Origin of the sequence: Acidianus infernus, from assembly GCF_009729545.1 — an archaeon.
Lineage (GTDB): Archaea > Thermoproteota > Thermoprotei_A > Sulfolobales > Sulfolobaceae > Acidianus > Acidianus infernus.
Genome location: NZ_WFIY01000004.1, coordinates 758,271 through 774,634, shown reverse-complemented (window position 1 = coordinate 774,634; position 16,364 = coordinate 758,271). Strand labels below are relative to the sequence as shown.

The 16,364-nt window shown below is 32.1% G+C and carries 24 protein-coding genes; 9 read left to right on the top strand and 15 right to left on the bottom strand.

Features of this window, described 5'->3' with window-relative positions; all coding sequences use genetic code 11:
* Nucleotides 1-22: 22 nt before the first annotated feature.
* The 6 genes from D1867_RS04770 to D1867_RS04745 are packed head-to-tail and all read right to left on the bottom strand — an operon-like array spanning nucleotide 23 to nucleotide 3,558.
* Nucleotides 23-505, bottom strand: coding sequence for a GTP-dependent dephospho-CoA kinase family protein (locus D1867_RS04770; protein ID WP_420809291.1), 483 nt, complete (start codon nucleotides 503-505; stop codon nucleotides 23-25).
* Nucleotides 506-519: 14 nt separating this feature from the next.
* A complete protein-coding gene (spt4, locus tag D1867_RS04765; RefSeq protein WP_155863016.1) occupies nucleotides 520-720 on the bottom strand; it encodes a transcription elongation factor subunit Spt4 in 201 nt (66 codons plus the stop codon).
* 6 nt (nucleotides 721-726) lie between these two features.
* Nucleotides 727-1,254: a DNA-directed RNA polymerase gene (locus D1867_RS04760; protein WP_152939964.1), complete on the bottom strand. Its 528-nt coding sequence runs from the start codon at nucleotides 1,252-1,254 to the stop codon at nucleotides 727-729.
* A 12-nt stretch (nucleotides 1,255-1,266) separates the two neighbouring features.
* Complete coding sequence (locus D1867_RS04755) at nucleotides 1,267-1,689, bottom strand: type II toxin-antitoxin system VapC family toxin (protein WP_155864390.1); 423 nt, start codon at nucleotides 1,687-1,689, stop codon at nucleotides 1,267-1,269.
* Nucleotides 1,668-2,915, bottom strand: coding sequence for a translation initiation factor IF-2 subunit gamma (locus tag D1867_RS04750; protein WP_155863015.1), 1,248 nt, complete (start codon nucleotides 2,913-2,915; stop codon nucleotides 1,668-1,670). Before D1867_RS04750 ends, D1867_RS04755 begins: the two co-directional genes overlap by 22 nt.
* Nucleotides 2,916-2,919: 4 nt before the next feature.
* A complete protein-coding gene (locus D1867_RS04745; protein ID WP_155863014.1) occupies nucleotides 2,920-3,558 on the bottom strand; it encodes a 30S ribosomal protein S6e in 639 nt (212 codons plus the stop codon).
* A 69-nt stretch (nucleotides 3,559-3,627) separates the two neighbouring features.
* Between D1867_RS04745 and D1867_RS04740 the strand changes: the two genes are divergently transcribed.
* Nucleotides 3,628-4,011, top strand: coding sequence for a CbiX/SirB N-terminal domain-containing protein (locus D1867_RS04740; protein WP_155863013.1), 384 nt, complete (start codon nucleotides 3,628-3,630; stop codon nucleotides 4,009-4,011).
* Entirely contained in the window at nucleotides 3,998-4,444 is a 447-nt protein-coding gene (rnhA, locus tag D1867_RS04735) for a ribonuclease HI (protein WP_155863012.1), read from the top strand. The genes D1867_RS04740 and rnhA overlap by 14 nt, the downstream gene beginning before the upstream one ends.
* Here rnhA and D1867_RS04730 read toward each other — a convergent pair.
* Genes D1867_RS04730 through pcn form a run of 4 tightly spaced genes read right to left on the bottom strand, consistent with a single transcriptional unit; the run spans nucleotide 4,439 to nucleotide 7,604 of the window.
* Entirely contained in the window at nucleotides 4,439-4,897 is a 459-nt protein-coding gene (locus D1867_RS04730) for a 30S ribosomal protein S15 (protein WP_155863011.1), read from the bottom strand. The two genes, rnhA and D1867_RS04730, sit on opposite strands and share 6 nt — an antisense overlap.
* A gap of 33 nt (nucleotides 4,898-4,930) precedes the next feature.
* Nucleotides 4,931-5,914: a methionine synthase gene (locus D1867_RS04725; RefSeq protein WP_205737136.1), complete on the bottom strand. Its 984-nt coding sequence runs from the start codon at nucleotides 5,912-5,914 to the stop codon at nucleotides 4,931-4,933.
* Nucleotides 5,911-6,867: a uroporphyrinogen decarboxylase/cobalamine-independent methonine synthase family protein gene (locus D1867_RS04720; protein WP_420809290.1), complete on the bottom strand. Its 957-nt coding sequence runs from the start codon at nucleotides 6,865-6,867 to the stop codon at nucleotides 5,911-5,913. The genes D1867_RS04725 and D1867_RS04720 overlap by 4 nt, the downstream gene beginning before the upstream one ends.
* Nucleotides 6,867-7,604, bottom strand: coding sequence for a proliferating cell nuclear antigen (pcna) (gene pcn / locus D1867_RS04715; protein ID WP_240872160.1), 738 nt, complete (start codon nucleotides 7,602-7,604; stop codon nucleotides 6,867-6,869). Before pcn ends, D1867_RS04720 begins: the two co-directional genes overlap by 1 nt.
* A gap of 62 nt (nucleotides 7,605-7,666) precedes the next feature.
* Here pcn and D1867_RS04710 point away from each other — a divergent pair, with 62 nt between their 5' ends.
* The gene (locus D1867_RS04710) at nucleotides 7,667-8,962 is read left to right on the top strand and encodes a cobyrinic acid a,c-diamide synthase CobB (RefSeq protein ID WP_338078099.1); all 1,296 of its coding nucleotides are present in this window, start codon (nucleotides 7,667-7,669) and stop codon (nucleotides 8,960-8,962) included.
* Here D1867_RS04710 and D1867_RS04705 read toward each other — a convergent pair.
* Nucleotides 8,937-9,695: a DUF2208 domain-containing protein gene (locus D1867_RS04705; RefSeq protein ID WP_155863007.1), complete on the bottom strand. Its 759-nt coding sequence runs from the start codon at nucleotides 9,693-9,695 to the stop codon at nucleotides 8,937-8,939. The genes D1867_RS04710 and D1867_RS04705 overlap by 26 nt on opposite strands.
* 107 nt (nucleotides 9,696-9,802) lie before the next feature.
* Entirely contained in the window at nucleotides 9,803-9,979 is a 177-nt protein-coding gene (locus tag D1867_RS04700) for a hypothetical protein (protein WP_155863006.1), read from the bottom strand.
* 85 nt (nucleotides 9,980-10,064) lie between these two features.
* Here D1867_RS04700 and D1867_RS04695 point away from each other — a divergent pair, with 85 nt between their 5' ends.
* From D1867_RS04695 to D1867_RS04670, 6 genes are read left to right on the top strand one after another with little or no spacing between them, the layout of a single operon-like run.
* Nucleotides 10,065-10,280, top strand: a complete 216-nt coding sequence (locus tag D1867_RS04695) for a hypothetical protein (protein WP_155863005.1) — start codon at nucleotides 10,065-10,067, stop codon at nucleotides 10,278-10,280.
* 32 nt (nucleotides 10,281-10,312) lie between these two features.
* Nucleotides 10,313-10,972: a 3,4-dihydroxy-2-butanone-4-phosphate synthase gene (locus D1867_RS04690; RefSeq protein ID WP_155863004.1), complete on the top strand. Its 660-nt coding sequence runs from the start codon at nucleotides 10,313-10,315 to the stop codon at nucleotides 10,970-10,972.
* The gene (ribC, locus tag D1867_RS04685; protein ID WP_155863003.1) at nucleotides 10,972-11,433 is read left to right on the top strand and encodes a riboflavin synthase; all 462 of its coding nucleotides are present in this window, start codon (nucleotides 10,972-10,974) and stop codon (nucleotides 11,431-11,433) included. The genes D1867_RS04690 and ribC overlap by 1 nt, the downstream gene beginning before the upstream one ends.
* A complete protein-coding gene (ribH, locus tag D1867_RS04680; RefSeq protein ID WP_013775529.1) occupies nucleotides 11,414-11,872 on the top strand; it encodes a 6,7-dimethyl-8-ribityllumazine synthase in 459 nt (152 codons plus the stop codon). The genes ribC and ribH overlap by 20 nt, the downstream gene beginning before the upstream one ends.
* On the top strand, nucleotides 11,869-12,576 hold the full coding sequence (locus D1867_RS04675; RefSeq protein ID WP_155863002.1) for a GTP cyclohydrolase IIa: 708 nt from the start codon (nucleotides 11,869-11,871) through the stop codon (nucleotides 12,574-12,576). The genes ribH and D1867_RS04675 overlap by 4 nt, the downstream gene beginning before the upstream one ends.
* Nucleotides 12,549-13,670, top strand: a complete 1,122-nt coding sequence (locus D1867_RS04670; protein ID WP_155863001.1) for an amidohydrolase family protein — start codon at nucleotides 12,549-12,551, stop codon at nucleotides 13,668-13,670. Before D1867_RS04675 ends, D1867_RS04670 begins: the two co-directional genes overlap by 28 nt.
* Here D1867_RS04670 and D1867_RS04665 read toward each other — a convergent pair.
* Genes D1867_RS04665 through D1867_RS04655 form a run of 3 tightly spaced genes read right to left on the bottom strand, consistent with a single transcriptional unit; the run spans nucleotide 13,636 to nucleotide 16,347 of the window.
* On the bottom strand, nucleotides 13,636-14,382 hold the full coding sequence (locus tag D1867_RS04665; RefSeq protein ID WP_338077958.1) for a DNA polymerase sliding clamp: 747 nt from the start codon (nucleotides 14,380-14,382) through the stop codon (nucleotides 13,636-13,638). The genes D1867_RS04670 and D1867_RS04665 overlap by 35 nt on opposite strands.
* 1 nt (nucleotide 14,383) lies before the next feature.
* Nucleotides 14,384-14,677, bottom strand: a complete 294-nt coding sequence (locus D1867_RS04660; RefSeq protein ID WP_155863000.1) for an RNA polymerase subunit Rpo13 — start codon at nucleotides 14,675-14,677, stop codon at nucleotides 14,384-14,386.
* A gap of 8 nt (nucleotides 14,678-14,685) precedes the next feature.
* Nucleotides 14,686-16,347, bottom strand: coding sequence for an ATP-binding protein (locus tag D1867_RS04655; RefSeq protein ID WP_155862999.1), 1,662 nt, complete (start codon nucleotides 16,345-16,347; stop codon nucleotides 14,686-14,688).
* Nucleotides 16,348-16,364 lie beyond the last annotated feature (17 nt).

Here is a 16,364-nt window from a genome sequence, read left to right as displayed (position 1 = left end):
TGAAGAACCCGCGCAGGACTGATTAACATTTTTTTACATTAAACTTAGAAAATATGTCATTAACTCTCCACTTTGTTGCTTCACAAACCTCTAGTGCAACTGCTCCTGCATTAGGTTGACCGTAAATAACTAAATCCCCTTCTCTTCCATATATAGTAGCGGGAATTACAAGTAAATCTTCTTCTCCGTCAACATAAATTACAGAACTTAATGAAGAATTTAATGCAGACTTAATATAAGACATTGCTGAAAGTCTTATTATACCCGGCTCATTTTTTACTGTAACATAATTCGAAAATTTCATATTCAATTTTATATTCCTTTTAGTCTTACCGTCTACTATAGATAGAAATACACTTCTATTATTCTTTAGTAACTCTTGAGTAACAACGTCTCCTACAGTAATTATTCTTTCGAAATTATCTGCATATTTTAGGAGTTTTTCAGTAGATTTAAAAAGAATGCCATACGGTCTTGAAAGTTCTTTTCTAACTTCCTTTGGCAAAGAAAAACATAAATCTACTTTATATTTATCGCGTATCTCCAAGGTTTCTTTGCACCTATTAAGTTCATTAATTCAGAATTCTCATTCAATATTATAACCATCCCTTCCCAATCCTCAGTAAAACTCGTACTTCCGCATATTGGACATACTTCTTGATCTGGCAAAACTAATGCCTTACAATTTCTGCACGCTTTAAAAATTGATGATTTAGGCATTTTTCATCACTTATTCAACTTTCCTAATGTAGGTTGTTTCATAGTTAAACCTATCCTAGGCAATTTACCTGAAGATGATACAGCAGAAACAGTTACTATTCTTGCCCTAACTAAATCTCCTTTTTGCAGAACCTTCTTACTTTTCTCGCCAATTAAAACTCCCCTTGTTGAATCGAACTTAAAAGTATCGTCAGCTATTTGAGATATATGTACTAATCCATCCATTGGACCTAGATTTACATATATTCCATAATTATCTACTTCTGCCACTGTTCCTTCAACTACTTCCTGTAAAGCCGGAACATATGTCAATAATTCGAATTCAACTTCATGATATGTTGCTCCATCTCCAAAAATTATTTGGCCTTCTTCACTAGCTTTAGCTGACAATACTCCAAGAACTAAACCTAAATCTTTAAAGATTTTATCTTGATATTCCGATTTCAAGATTTCAAGGGCAATCTTGTCTAATTCTTCGCCAAAATATTCTGGCGGTATTCTTACAACTCCTTTAGCTTTAATAATTTTAAACATAATAATCAACAGTTAGATAGGAAAGAGCGATTTTATAATTTTACCTTTACTTGTTAAAAAAATTATTCCTACATTGTTTTTTAATGCCTTTTGTTTCAATTCCTTATCATTTGTAAAAATAAGTAATTTATTCCTTTTAGCGCATTCAATAAGAATATCGTCAGTAGGTTTATCAATCTCATTACCTATAAGTTTCCAATAATTCTTATACTTCTCCAGATAAATTAATGCAATATTTATTCTTGACATATATGAAGGAGATCTAGAGTGTCTAGACCTCAAAATTTCCAATTCATGAAAAACTGCTTTATGAATATAGAATTCTGGTTTATAATCAAGATATTCTATTATCAAATTAAAAGGATCTACTCCATCATATACGTAAAGTAAAATATTGGTATCAACTAGGATACCTAAATTTTTATTTGCCCCCATCCTACTAATCTCCATCTTCCTCCTACTTGCCTACTTATAACTAATCTTAAATTATTCTCCCAAACAGGAATTGGTTTCTTAAGTTCAAGTTCTATTTCATTAGACTTAGCATGAGTTACTGTACCTAGAGTCGTAGCAGACCCAACTGTTATCATTAATACTTCTTTATTTCTTATAGGTTCAACTTTAACAAGATCCTTACTACCTACCACTCTTTCAAGTAAATTATATTCAACTCTAATATTCCATAAAACTGGAATATCCGCCTTTGCGTCCGTTACCATATTACCCATTAGGCTATCAGCTTTAGTTACTGAAGGATCTAAATAAGTTCCTACTGCTACTAGACCTCCAGGTTTGGCCTCGTTCACTTCTAGATCTCCAAATCTAAGCGATGCGATCTTACTGTAAATCGGTTCGTAAGTTACTTTACCTTTATCTTCAACTCTAATTCCAGGCAAAATCTTTATTTCCTGACCTATAGAGAATTTACCTTGAATTATACTTCCTCCTACTACGCCTCCAACTAATTTATCAAATGTAGTTCCTGGCTTATTTACGTCAAAACTTCTCACTACTAACATTATAGGTGTTTTAGTTAAATCTCTCTTTGGTGTAGGAATTCTTTCTTCTATAGCTTCTATTAGCGCATCAATATTTATTTTGTGAAGTGCACTAACAGGAATTATAGGCGATCCTTCTGCCCAGGTTCCTTTTATGAACTCAGTAATTTGCTTGTATTGTGCTATTGCTTGATCTTTAGTTACTACATCGATTTTATTTTGTACTATAACTAGATTTTTTATTCCTACTATACCTAAAGCTACAAAATGTTCCCTAGTTTGAGGTTGAGGAAATGGTTCATTAGCTGCAACTACCAGAATTGCACCATCTAGGATAGCAGTTCCAGATAGCATAGTAGCCATTAAAATCTCATGTCCTGGAGCATCGAGAAATGAAACTCTCCTTAAAAATTCCGGCTCTTCATCACTTCCGCATTGCCTACATGATTCCTCGTTAACATAAGCGTCTGGCTTCTTACAGTTTTTACAAATCCCAAAACTTGCCTCAGCATATCCTAGTTTTATAGTCATTCCTCTTTTTAATTCCTCAGAATGTTTAGACGTCCATATTCCAGTTAGAGCTTGGACTAACGTAGTCTTACCGTGATCTACATGACCGACTACACCTATATTAACTTCAGGTTGGACTTTTGGCCAGGGCAAAAAATCACCTTACTATTACAGTATTTATCTGAACAATTTCATTACTTATTGTATCCCCTCTTAGCATTTTTCTTTTTCTTTCACCATCTTCGCGTGGAATATAGCCCGGAGGGCCAGAAACTAATACTCTTCTCTTTGCAGGACCAGAAATATCTGGTCTCATTGCAAAGCCAGTATTATCTGATCCTCCAGTAATTTTTAACGTAAATGGTGTATCACTAATTACTAAATTTATTTTATCTCCTATTTTAGTTCCAAATAAGTTTAATTTTGATTGATCGATAGAAATTTGAAAAGCCTTAGTCCTATATGCTAAGGCCTCAAAGTCTTCAGCACCGAATTTTTCTGCAATATTCTTACTTATATGCACCTCATTGTCTGGTAAACTGTCATCAATTTGCACTAAGAAATGTACTTTTATTTTCACTTTTTTATCTCCTTCTTGCTTTTCAATTTGCAGTGTTAATAACTTATCCAGATTAAGTGCTTGCTTTAATTTACTATTTAATTTAGCTATAGGTAGTGCTTTTCCATCTTTTTCTCCATCTATCGATTTTACATTTTCGTCTACCTTTACCTTTACTTTCATTATTTTTAATTGCTTTGTTTCGGGATCTGAAATTACAATCTTAAAGTCCGGCAATTAAATGCCACCTTTTCATTTTGGTATTCTGACACAAGTATATAAACTCGTAGCTCCAGAGAACTTAAAATGATCGGTATAATTTTAGTCTTGCATGGCAGTAGAGTTGAGGAATGGAAAAATATAGCTGATGGCTATAAAAATTTACTATCAGAGTATTTTCCCTTAGTAGAATATGGTTTTCTTGAATTTAATAAACCTACACTCAGAGAATCGTTAGAAATCCTAGTAAATAAAGGTGCTACAGAAATAATTGCTGTGCCTCTATTATTTGCTGCTGGTATGCATTTCTATAGAGATATCCCAAAATTATTAGGACTAGACGAGAAAGGAGAAACCGTAATAAACGAGAAAAAAGTGAAAGTTGTTATTGCTAAGCCTATAGGAGTAGATAAAAGAGTTGCAGAAATATTAAAGGAAAGGGTAGAGGAAAAAATTGATGGTAAAAGTTAATTTTGACGGATTGTGCGAGCCAATAAATCCTGGTGGAATAGCTACTTATGCGTATGTAATAAAAATTGATAATCAAGTTCTACAAGGTTACGGTTTAGCAGAAAAACCTTGGTCAAAAGACTCGACAAACAACGTTGCCGAATATATGGGCGCATATTGTGCTATAAGGAAATTAATACAATTGGGAATTACAAAAGCGATATTTTATGGAGATAGCCAACTGGTTATTAGACAGTTATCTGGAGAATATAGAATAAAATCTCCAAGACTTAAAAGAATATACGATAAAATACAAGACAGTTTAAAAAATTTCGAGCATATAGAATTTAAATGGATTCCAAGAGAAGAAAATACTGAAGCGGATAGATTGACAAGAATCGCGTATAAATTAGTTCTTGAAAATAAATTGAAAGAAATAGGATGCAGGTTATGATGTACTAGTTATCAATAATTCAGCAGTTGCAGGATCGTAGTTCCAATTAGCAGGTAATTTTCCAACTTCTTTATAGTAATCTACTAGTCTTCTTATCTTAGACTCAATTTCTTCAAGGCCTTTTTTAGATACTTTATCTTTAGGATATTCTGTCAGATGTCTCCTTACATTAACAGCCTTTCTAATTAGGTTAAATAAGTCTTCTGGAATTTTGGGGGCCAAGCCTTTTTCCTCAAGGATTTGTGTCAACTTTTTACCAGTTATTTGCTTAACTAAAGGTACGCCATACTGGTCCCTTAATATTACTCCTATCATACTAGGTCCGTATCCTCTCTTTGCTAATTCTTCTACTAGCATTTCAACTTCTTCTCTAGTGAACCTAACCCATTTAGGAGCTCCAGCTCTTACTGGTCTAGTAGAGTGAGATTTTCCTCTGGCTCTCTTCTTATTCATAGCTAATCACTAGCTTATTTTACTACATACATTCTACTTTTTAAGTTCTTCCCTTACCATCTTTGTACCTTTTACCATATTTACTAATTTCTGGAAAGCTATGCTCCTAGGAAGTAGTTTTAACCCGCAATCTGGATTGATCCATATCTTTTCTGCGGGGAAGTATTTTAACGATTTTTTAATATCTTTAGCAACTTCTTCGGCAGATTCTACTCGTCTACTATGTACGTCTATTACTCCTAATCCAAGCTCCTTTTCATAACCATATTTTTTAAATAATTCTAGATATCTATAATTATATATTTTTAGAGCAAAATTTATTTGATCAACCTTAAACTCATTCAAGTACGGAGCAACTATCCTATAATCTCCATAGCATATATGAACAACTAATTTAGCATTAATTCCCTTTACAGCTTCGTTTACTGCTTCTACTGCCCAACTAACGTCTTTCTTATTAGAATGTATTGCAGGTTCGTCTATTTGTATTATTCTTGCACCAGCGTCTACCAAATTATGTAATTCTTTGTTTATAATTTTAGCTAGATCGAATACTAAATCCTGCATATCCTTATAGTATTCATTATACGACCAATAGGCAATAGTATAAGGACCAGTGATAGTTATCTTAACATTTGGAGTATATGATACTGACTTAGTATAATTAAATTCGTCCACTAAAAGCGGTGATTTATATTCTATTTTTCCTACAACTGCTGGCTTTCTATAATACGCAGTACCCCAAACCCTTACAGGACCGTAAAACTTGAAACCGCCTAATCTTTCCGCGAAATATTCAACCATTTCATCCCTTTTTACTTCCCCATCTGTTGGAACATCAATTCCTGCCAAATAATGATCATGAAGAACTGCTAGAGCAGCATCATTAAATGCTTCCGTCAATTCTTCATCCGAAATCTTTCCAGCTTTATGTAATCTTATAGCTTCTCTTAACCACTTTGGTCTAGGATAACTACCTATTACAGTTGTGGGTAGGATAGGTAACTCGTCCATCATTGTATCACCTTCTTTAAAAGCATTAATTTTTTCTTAGCTATCTTCTCTGGTATAAAGTCCATTAGGCTTGCGTTACCAATCATAATTTCTTTAGCTCCTTTTTCCTTAGCCTTCTCTACCATTCTTCTTATAGTACTTATTCTTTCCATTTTAGTATTTCTAGTGTTTAAAACTCCTAGGAAGACATTCTTATCCTTAAAATATTTATATATATTAGGCAACTTCTTTTTATTCTCTATTACATCTACGCCATAATTTTCTACTGGCAGGGAAAACAAATATGGAAGTCTTTTATTTAAAACCTCAAAATAGGAAAGAACTAATGTAGGCTTTCTAGTACCTTTAAGCATGTTCTCGTATGCTGAAGAAAGCTTATCGAGTATTTCTTTTTTAATACCCTTAGAGAAGAGTGAAGGTTCGTGTATTTCTATCATGTCAACTTTACTTTCTATTCCTTTTATAACTTCATTAACTACAGAGGAGTAGGCAAATAATAATTCTTCTACATTATGATAGTATTCGTCTTGTGATAATTCAACGTAAGTTAAAGGTCCCAATATTACTGCACTTAAACCAGATTTTAAGCCAAGTTTCTTCATCATTTCTTTATCGACTTCTAGAATGTTTTTATATTCGTCTTTAGGAGTTAATTTAGACTTTATTACAGCTTTTCTATAATAAAAGTTATTATCAAAAAATCTCATTAGCTCTCCTTTTTCTTGACCATTAATGTATGAGAAAGTTAAATCTACTATATCGTCCCATCTAAATAAACCATCAGTAGTGCATTCTGGATTAACATCTTTTACAATATTGAAGAATTTTTCCTCTTCTTTTAGAATGGCGTTTTCTAATTTATCTTGAGATATTTTTCCTGACCTATATCTAGATATTGTCTTACCTAATGCGATAGATTTTGGATAACTTCCTATTATACATGCCTTAAATTCTATCACCCCATTTGTGGAGCAAGTAAGTATACTACATTACCACCAGATTCCATATTAAACTGTATCTGTAATGGTTTTTGATCAGAGAATGAGACTTTCATTAAGCCAGAAAGCTTTGTTAAAGCTAATATATCGTCTAAATAATCACAAGAGTAAGTAGACTCGGCAGGCTTTGATAATTCAATATCTTGTAATCCTCCAGATTCTTTTGTAAATTCTACTTCTACATCAGTTTCAGATTTGCTCTTTAGAGTAATACCGTTCTCATCTGCTTTAAATAATATGGTATCACTTACTGCCGAAATTTGACTTACTGCCTTTTTGAATCCAGAAGAATTTATACTCGCATTTACATCAAATTCTAAATTAAGTTCTGGAACTTCAGGAGGAGAAACGTCTAGATTTCTAATAATATAATCTCTATTAAAACCTCCAGAAATTCTTATTATAACTTGTGAAGGATCATTAGCTTCTAGCTCTATGGATTCTTTTCTCTTAGAAGTGGATAAAATCTTTAGAAGGTATTGAGTATTAAAACCGAAATTGAACTCCTCTTGAACATCGTAGTCTTTAAACGCCTCTTTAGGAATTTGGAGTTTCACTAACGAAATATGAGCCCTATCTATTGCTACTAATTCTACTCCATCTGGTTTTATCTTTAATGAAGCCTCATCGACTAACTTTGCTAAAGCAGTTAATATATTCTTAAAGTCTCTTACATCATCATAAGAAAACTTCATGATTGAATTTAACATAAACTATACATTTATTTCTTTTTCTCATTAGGTATAATATGACTCACATACCTAGAATTTTAATTTCATCAGATAGAAGCGGTTCTGGAAAAACACTTATTTCATCTGGTTTAATGAGAGCGTTGTCTAAAAGAATTAAAGTTAGACCATTCAAAGCCGGCCCAGATTTTATAGATACTGGATATCACAAGATTGCAACAAGAGGGATTCCCTCAATAAATTTAGATTTATTTATAATGGGAAAGGAGAACGTTATTAACAGCCTAATAAAATATTCGAAAGGGTATGATATATCGATAATAGAAGGAGTAATGGGCCTCTATGATGGAATAGGACTAGATTACAGTACTTATCAGCTATCAGAAATAACAAAAACTCCAATAATTTTAATCATAAACTGTGAAAATATAGGTAGTACAGCTGGAGCAATAATTAAGGGACTTAGAGATTACGGAAATGCAAAGATAGCCGGAGTAATATTTAATAAAATCTCTTCTGAAGGCCATTTCAACTATTGCAAAAGTTCTGTAAAGGATGTAAAAGTTTTAGGTTACATACCGTTTTCAAAGGACGTAATAGTGCCATCTAGGCACTTAGGACTTTATACTACTGAGGATTATAACCCAGAGAAAGCAATTGATGCAATATCTAAGTTACTCGAGGAATACGTAGATATAGATAAAATTATTGAAATAGCTAATTCTGCTGAAGATTTGCCTGAAGTTAACGATTTAGAAACGCTAGATACTGAGAAGAAAGTAGCTGCAATAGCTTACGACGCGGCTTTTAATTTTTATTATCAAGAGAATATAGACATATTAAAACGAAAATTCCAAATAAAATTCTTTAGTCCATTAAATAACGAAACAGTTGAAGATCCAGATTTAATTTATATAGGTGGAGGCTATCCGGAACTTTACTTAAAAGAGTTAGAATCTTCTATAACGTCCAGTTGGATAAAAAAGGAGTCATATAAGGGAACAAAAATTCTAGCAGAATGCGGTGGATTAATGTATACTTCCAAGTATATAATAGGCTTTGATAGCAAAAAATACAATATGAGTAATATTTTCGACTTAGGAATTTCTGCAAAAGGAAAACTTACCATTGGATATACTGAACTTTTGACTTTAGAAGATTCTATTCTCTCTAAGAAAGGAGAAAAGATAAGAGGACATGAATTTCACGTATCTTTTCCAGTCGAAGTTAACGAAGAAAAGTTTATATTCAAAAACATAAGAGGAAAAGGAATAAAAAACGGATACGACGGAGTAAAAGTTCAAGAAACTTTAGCTACATATACTCATTTCCACTTTGCTAGCCTTCAGAACTCTGCCTTTTAAGTTCTAGTCTTTTAACACGTTCTATATAGTCAAGGACTCTATCTATATCCTGCGAATATAGTCTAACTTTATAGGGTAATTTCTGTTTCGTTGAGTCTATCTCAATATAATGTTTTTCACGATTTATCGTTATTTCCGAGTTAAGTAAATATTTTGCATGAAGAAAGACAGAATATCCTTTGCCGCTAACTATACCTTTTTCAGTTATTTTGTAGCTAGGTAGCGCCATAGGCGCCATATTGCTCATTGAAGGCGCAAGAATCTTTCTACTAACAAAGAAACCTATTCCAAACAAAGCTTCAAAGTAAGCTAAATAAACTAGCAACCTATAACTCATAGCTTGAGAATCTGCAAACTTTATTATATATTGATATGCAAAGAATAATATTGCTAAATAGACAATATAGAATCCTAGCATTCTAAAATTTCTCTTTATAGAATCCATATATTGTTTTTGATATTCTTGATCTGCCATTATTAATTTTGTAACATCTTTTTCTTCGTAAATTGTCCTAGCATTAACTATTTCATAAAGTAGTTTTCTATCCCTAAACACAGGATTGGATTTGTAAGTCATAAAGAATGTAAATCCAAAAATTACTATAATATATAGAATTATTATCTCGAAATAATATTGCGGATAATAAGTTAAAACTATAGATATTATTATAAGCCATACTTGTGTAAATAGTAGGAATTTCCAATTATAAGGATTATATTGACTGGCAGACATTTCTCATTCCTTTTTATCTTACTCTATTAAATATTTATTAGCATGCTTAAAGCGTTAATATTTTTGCTTATAACACTAGTCTTCTCTTCATTGGTTTCCTATTCCTATTATTCTAATCTCTCATTTAAGATTGGGTATTCTCCACCAAATAAGGTAATCTTAGAAATATATTCTATTGTAAGTAATCCAGTTAACATTTCACTTAACAACATTACACAAGAAATATACATAAGAACTTCGTATAATTTGACTGGAGTTAACATATCGCTTATCCATATACTCATTCCTAACTGTTCAAACTCTGAATATTGCTACATAATAAATAGTGAGTATTTAACGTATTATAATTCCACTTTTTTAATATTAATAATGAATAACAGTAAAGAAATCGGGTACATAAAAATAATTGTGTGTAAACCAGAAAATCTTACTACGCCAAACCTAACTAACTCAGACAGTAATGCCGCATTACCTAGTAAGACTAAAGATATTCAGACTACATATGAGTATATTGTTATATTACTAATACCTATTCTATCAATAATTGGTAGTATATTACTAAGAGTTATAAAAAGGAATAAGTAAATACTTATATATTATTGTTGAATAGATAGCTTATGATACCTAAAGAAGAAATAAGGAAAAACTTGGAAGACGGTTTGCCAATACTAATATACGACTTCGATGGAAGAGAAGAGGAAACGGACATGATGTTTTATGCAGGCGTAATAGATTGGAAAAAAATCTATATATTAAGAAAAGAAGCGGGAGGACTAATTTGCTACGCTACTGGTAGTGAAGAAGGTAAAAAACTTGGTTTAAAATTTCAGACAGATATCCTATTAAATTCTGAGTATAAGCAATTAGTTAAATTACCTCAGTATGGAGATAAGCCAGCATTCTCATTATGGGTAAATCACGTCAATACAAGAACTGGCATTTCAGATAATGATAGAGCATTAACTATTCTTAAGCTTCATGAAATTATATCTGAGTTAAAGGAAGATGAAAAAAGTGCAGTGAAAAGATTTTATACAGAATTCTACGCTCCAGGGCACGTTCCAATTTTATTATCCAGAGGAATAGGAGAAAGACACGGACATACGGAACTCTCAACTACACTCGCAGAATACGTTGGCCTTGAAAGGAGCGTAGTAATAGCTGAAATGCTTGACGAGGGAAAAAGTTTGAGCAAAGAAAAAGTTATAAAATATGCAAGAAATATGGGATTCTTATTAATAGAAGGTAAGGAAATTCTAAAAGAGGTGATAGCATAATGAAGTATGGCGTTGCGGATACAACGTTTTCAAGAGTAGATATGGGAGCAATTGCAATTAAAGTTATAAAAAGTGAAGATCCAGATGCGGAAATTATAAGGTATACGGTTCCAGGGATAAAGGATCTGCCAGTAGCCGCAAGAAGGCTAATCGATAGCGGATGCGATGGAGTAATAACTCTAGGTTGGGTAGGTAAAACTATGCTTGATAAATATAGTTATTTAGCAGCTAGTATTGGATTAATAATGGTACAAGTGCTAACGTCAAAACACGTAATAGATGTAACAGTGCACGAAGACGAAGCTGATAATGAAGAAAAACTAAAAGAAATAGCAATTGACAGAGCGTCAAAACACGCAAGAAATTTGGTTCTCCTAGTAAAGGAAGGCAAGAACGCACTAACTCCTTATGCAGGAAAAGGATTAAGACAGGGGTATAAAGATGCAGGATCAATCGATTAAATTAGGATTAGTTGTAGCAGAATTCAATTACGATATTACTTATTTAATGCTACAAAGAGCAATATCTCATGCAGAATTCCTAGGAGCTAAAGTCAGTGTCATATTCAAAGTTCCTGGATCGTTTGAAATACCTCTAGCAGTAAAGAAATTAATAAAATTGGATGTAGACTGCATAGCAGTTTTAGGTGCAATTATAAAAGGTGAAACAAAACATGATGAGTTAATAGCTAACCAGATAGCTAGACTCATTTCCGACCTCGAAGTTGAATATGAAAAACCGATAGGATTAGGAATTATAGGACCCGGAGCAACTCATGAACAAGCAGTAGAAAGAATTGAAGAATATGCAACTAGAGCTGTTGAGGCTGCAATCAAAATGGCTAAAAGGCTAAGGAAAATTCCAGAAAAATTGAACGAGGAAAAAGTGATAATAGAATGAAAATTTTACTAATAGAATTTATTGGATATAAAGAATGGACAGAAAGTTTAGGTTACGATAGAGAATGGAAAATACAAGATATACAGTCTAGTATATACAAGATTGTAAATGACGAAATATCAAGAGTTGGAGGATTCGCATTACCAGTAAGATATGACGGCTTAATAATTTTAGCCGACGGAATACCTAACAAGCATTTACTAGAAATTTATACTAAGGTTAAAGAGATTTCACCTACTAAAATTAGCGCGTGCATAGGTTTCGGTAAAACTCCTAGAGAAGCTGAAATAAATGCACACAACTGTATACTAAATTCTTTATCAGATGAACCTAAGTTTAGTATAATTCATGACGAGAATGTAGTTGCATGCCACTTTGATTATAATAATTTTACATCATTAACACACGAATTATCATTCTATGCAGCTTATATGAGAGTAATGAGACTTTACTCTAAACTATCTGACTCTATATATGATTTTGGTGGAATTAGCCAATATTTAGGAGGAGACAATATGATAGCGTTCATTGATGAAGATACTATAGATAAAATTATCAAAATTGTCGAAAATATGGACGAAATAAAAGTAGGAATAGGAATAGGTAAAAATGCGAGATCCGCTATGGCAGGAGCAACCAGAGCTTTAGACGAAATAAGGAGCAAAAGGGAAGATAGATGGAAAATTGTAAAGTTCTCAATGTAAGGAAGGTACTTATAGGGGAGGACCTAGAAGTTAAAGACAATGCTAACATTGAAATATGTGATGGATATATTACACATATAGGTAATGGATTTTCAAGTAATGCGGAGAGCTTTACTAGCGGAATTGCTATACCATCACTCGTAAACTCTCATGTCCACATGCTAGATTACGCATTTCCAGAAATAGGAATAGATAAAACGATAAAAGAACTTGTAGGAGATCCTAATAGCCTAAAATATGAATTATTATCAAAGCAAAATGAGAAAGATTTAATAAACTTTTCATTAAACTTTATTTCTAATTCGATAAATTTTGGAGTAACAACTATAGCTGACTTTAGGGAATTAGGTATTTTTGGTAGCAAAATAGCTCTCGACATAAAAAGAAAATTAAAAGGAATAAATTATATTATTTTAGGTAGATTAGAGAAAAATGAATTTAACGATAAAAATCTAGTACATCTAGCAGAAATTGATGACGGCTTCGGTGTATCAAGTATTTCAACGTACTCACTAGAAGAACTAATGAAAATAAGTGAAATATTTAAAAATAAAATTAGAGCTGCACATATTTCTGAAACTTTGAAACAGAATTTAAAGAAAGATCTAGAATTTTTCATGAAATATTTAAGACCAAATCTTATAATTCATGGAACTTGGCTTTCAGATGATGAGCTATTGATACTAAAAGAGAAAAACGTAAGTCTAGTTCTTTGCCCTAGAAGTAATTTATGGTTCTCTACTGGAATACCTAGGATTGCGAATGCAATAAAACTTGGAGTTAACATACTATTAGGTACTGATAACGCTGCATGGCTATCTCCAAATTTATGGAAAGAAATGGAGTTGGCTTTGCTAATATCTAGGCTTCAAGACCCTTTAAGTAATTATTCTAAGGAAATATTAAAAGCTACAACGGTAAATGCAAGATTATTTGGAACAAATAAAATAGATGAAGGAGAAAAATCAAATTTTATAATAATAGATGGAGAGAAAACAGGAATTTTAAGAGCACATGACGTATATTCGGCTATAATAAAAAGGGGCTCGGAAGGAAATATTACATACGCGGAGCAACCCAGAATATTAGCATAGCTCCTTTATCTGTATAAGCCTCAACTTTCATTGGTAGATTATTGCCAAAACTTATTTTTAATGTATCAGTAAAGCTACTTGCTGTAGCCACAGTTTTTAATACTTCTAAACTATACACTGCTTTAGCACTACTTTCTATGCTAACTTCTTTTAAAGGCTGATCTTTTTTAAGAATAGCTTTATAGCTTTTTCCAGACTCTTCTGTGGATATAGTGACTTCTTCCCCTTCTGCAGAGAATTCAACTTCTTCTCCTATTTCTGAGGCATCGCTTATTATTGTTTTTAGAATATCGCCTTCAAATACTATAGAGACTGGTAACTTTACGTTAGGTTCTTTTAATACTTGTAGCTCTCCTTTTTCAGCCTTTAAATTCATTGTACTCCTAGTTCCAGATTTTTCATCCCTAATAGTAATTTTGACTCCATAATCTGTCTCAGAGATTTCGATTGAAGAGTTCTTTGATTTAGCCTTACTAAGTACTTTCTTAAGATCAGAAATGGTAATCTTTAATGATAGAGGTTTTTCTATTTCATAATCGTCTAAAACATCTTTTGGAATATTTATAACTCCCATGAGAACTTTATCATCAGTCAAATGTTTAGCTACTACTCCGTCTTCTGTTAAATTTAATATCGGAGAATCGACTAATTTTGACATTGCTGTTATTAATCTATAAAAATCTAATGAACTCCCATATACTACCTTAAACACCTTACTCCTCCTCTTCTTCTTTTACTTTTGTTTTCTTAGATTTAGTAGTTTTCTTTCTTACAGTCTTTTTCTTTTGCGAATTGACTAATTCTTCGTAATTTTCTTCAAATAATTTTTTAGCTTGTTCAATAGTAATTTTACCAGCTATTAATTCATCCCATACCTCAGTATTCTTCATTAATAATTCTATATCTTGTAAAGTTAGTGCAGGTAACTCTTCTTCCTCTTCCTCAGTCTTTTCTTCCTTTTCCTCCTTTGGTTCTTCCTCCTCCTTATTCTCGTAATCGTCTGACATAATCTCACCTAATTTGAACGAACCAAAATTATTTCATCCCGCAATATATCTCTTGTTATAATTAAACCCCTTTCTAACTTCGGTAAGCTATTATAAATAGCTTTAAATATATCTGGATCTTGCCCTCCTATTAATCTACTTATAAAATCAATCTCTGTAGGATCAACAATATTTAAAGCAAAGACATATGAAGTATTTGGAATAAGTTTCCTCACATATTCTACAGATTGTGATATTAATATAAATCCAAAACCAAATTTTCTACTCTCCGCAAAAAGCCTCTCCATTATTTGCTCTCCACTTTCCTTAGATAGTATAAAAGGAGCCTCATCGATTACTATCATTTTCCTAAAATTAGATTGTCCAGAGATATACATAAATGCTAGGATGGATCTTAAGATAGTTTCAATTATAACGTATTTTATTTCTGGAATTGTAACTTTTGAAAAATCTAACACATAATCATCAATTATTAGATCATAAAGATTTATTGAATTATCCATGAATGTATTAGTTGCTAAAAAATAAATGTACGGCTCTAAAGATTGAATTTTATTAAGCTCTTGCGCTGTCGTAACTAGTTTTTTCTTCTTCTCAAGTAGCATTAATACATCCCTAAAATTCGGCGGAGGTAAATTCCAGGTCCTTTCATCATCTTCAAATATACCTTTTTCCCCGTATGCGTCTATAATAATGTTTGAAAGATCAATGGTTTGCAAGCTACCCAAATTAAAAATAGATTTTATCATATATGCAACTTCTAACGCCCTTTGCCTCGGAGATTGCCCAAATAGAGACAAAGGATTAATTGATATTTTAGAAACATCTATCCTCTTTGCATTTACGTCGTATTCTCCATGAATATCAAAAATAAGGAAATGAAATTTTCCCTTCCTTATTATATTCTTGGCTAAATGAGATTTACCTGATCCGCTTCCTCCAACTATTATTATATTGAAATTTTTATTCTTCTCCATATTAATATAAAACTTAGACTTATATGAAACCCATTTATAATTACTGTTAGTCGATATTTTGGATGAAGAAAATGAAGCTCTCTTTAGTATACCTATTATTTCGCCTATACAAATTCCTTTTTCTTCTCTATTTGAGCCAATTTGAGACATTAAATAAGGCAAAAAAATCCAACTTGACAATATTAGAGGAGAATCTTCCTTCTTACCTGAAATTAACAGCAAAAGAAAAGCAATAACGCTACCTATCAGCAGTAATTGACTATAATATATATATAAATAAATTATTATCGCCAAAATAAGAAATACTAAGGATACCAAAATCGTGTAAAAATTAAAGGTAATACTTATTTTCTTCAGGGATGATAAAAATTCATCATCATATTTTCTCCTTATAATTAATCCAAAGAATAGGGCAGTTGCTAATCCCATACTGTATGGAAATAAAATGTAAATATTGACTAAATTCGTATAATTAAGAATATCTATCAGCGATAGTACGGTTAAAAAATAAACCAATGATACTATAATTGACCCAAACAGAATATACGATAAAATAGCGTCAACAAAAAGGGATACAAAAATACCGAAGCTAGTGTAAACAGATTCTAACGGATAGCCTGCCAAAATAAGCCTAGGTAAAATCAAACCCAGTATTACTATAGTCAAAAATATTCCATGCCTAATTTCTTGCATACTCTTATTACCTCATA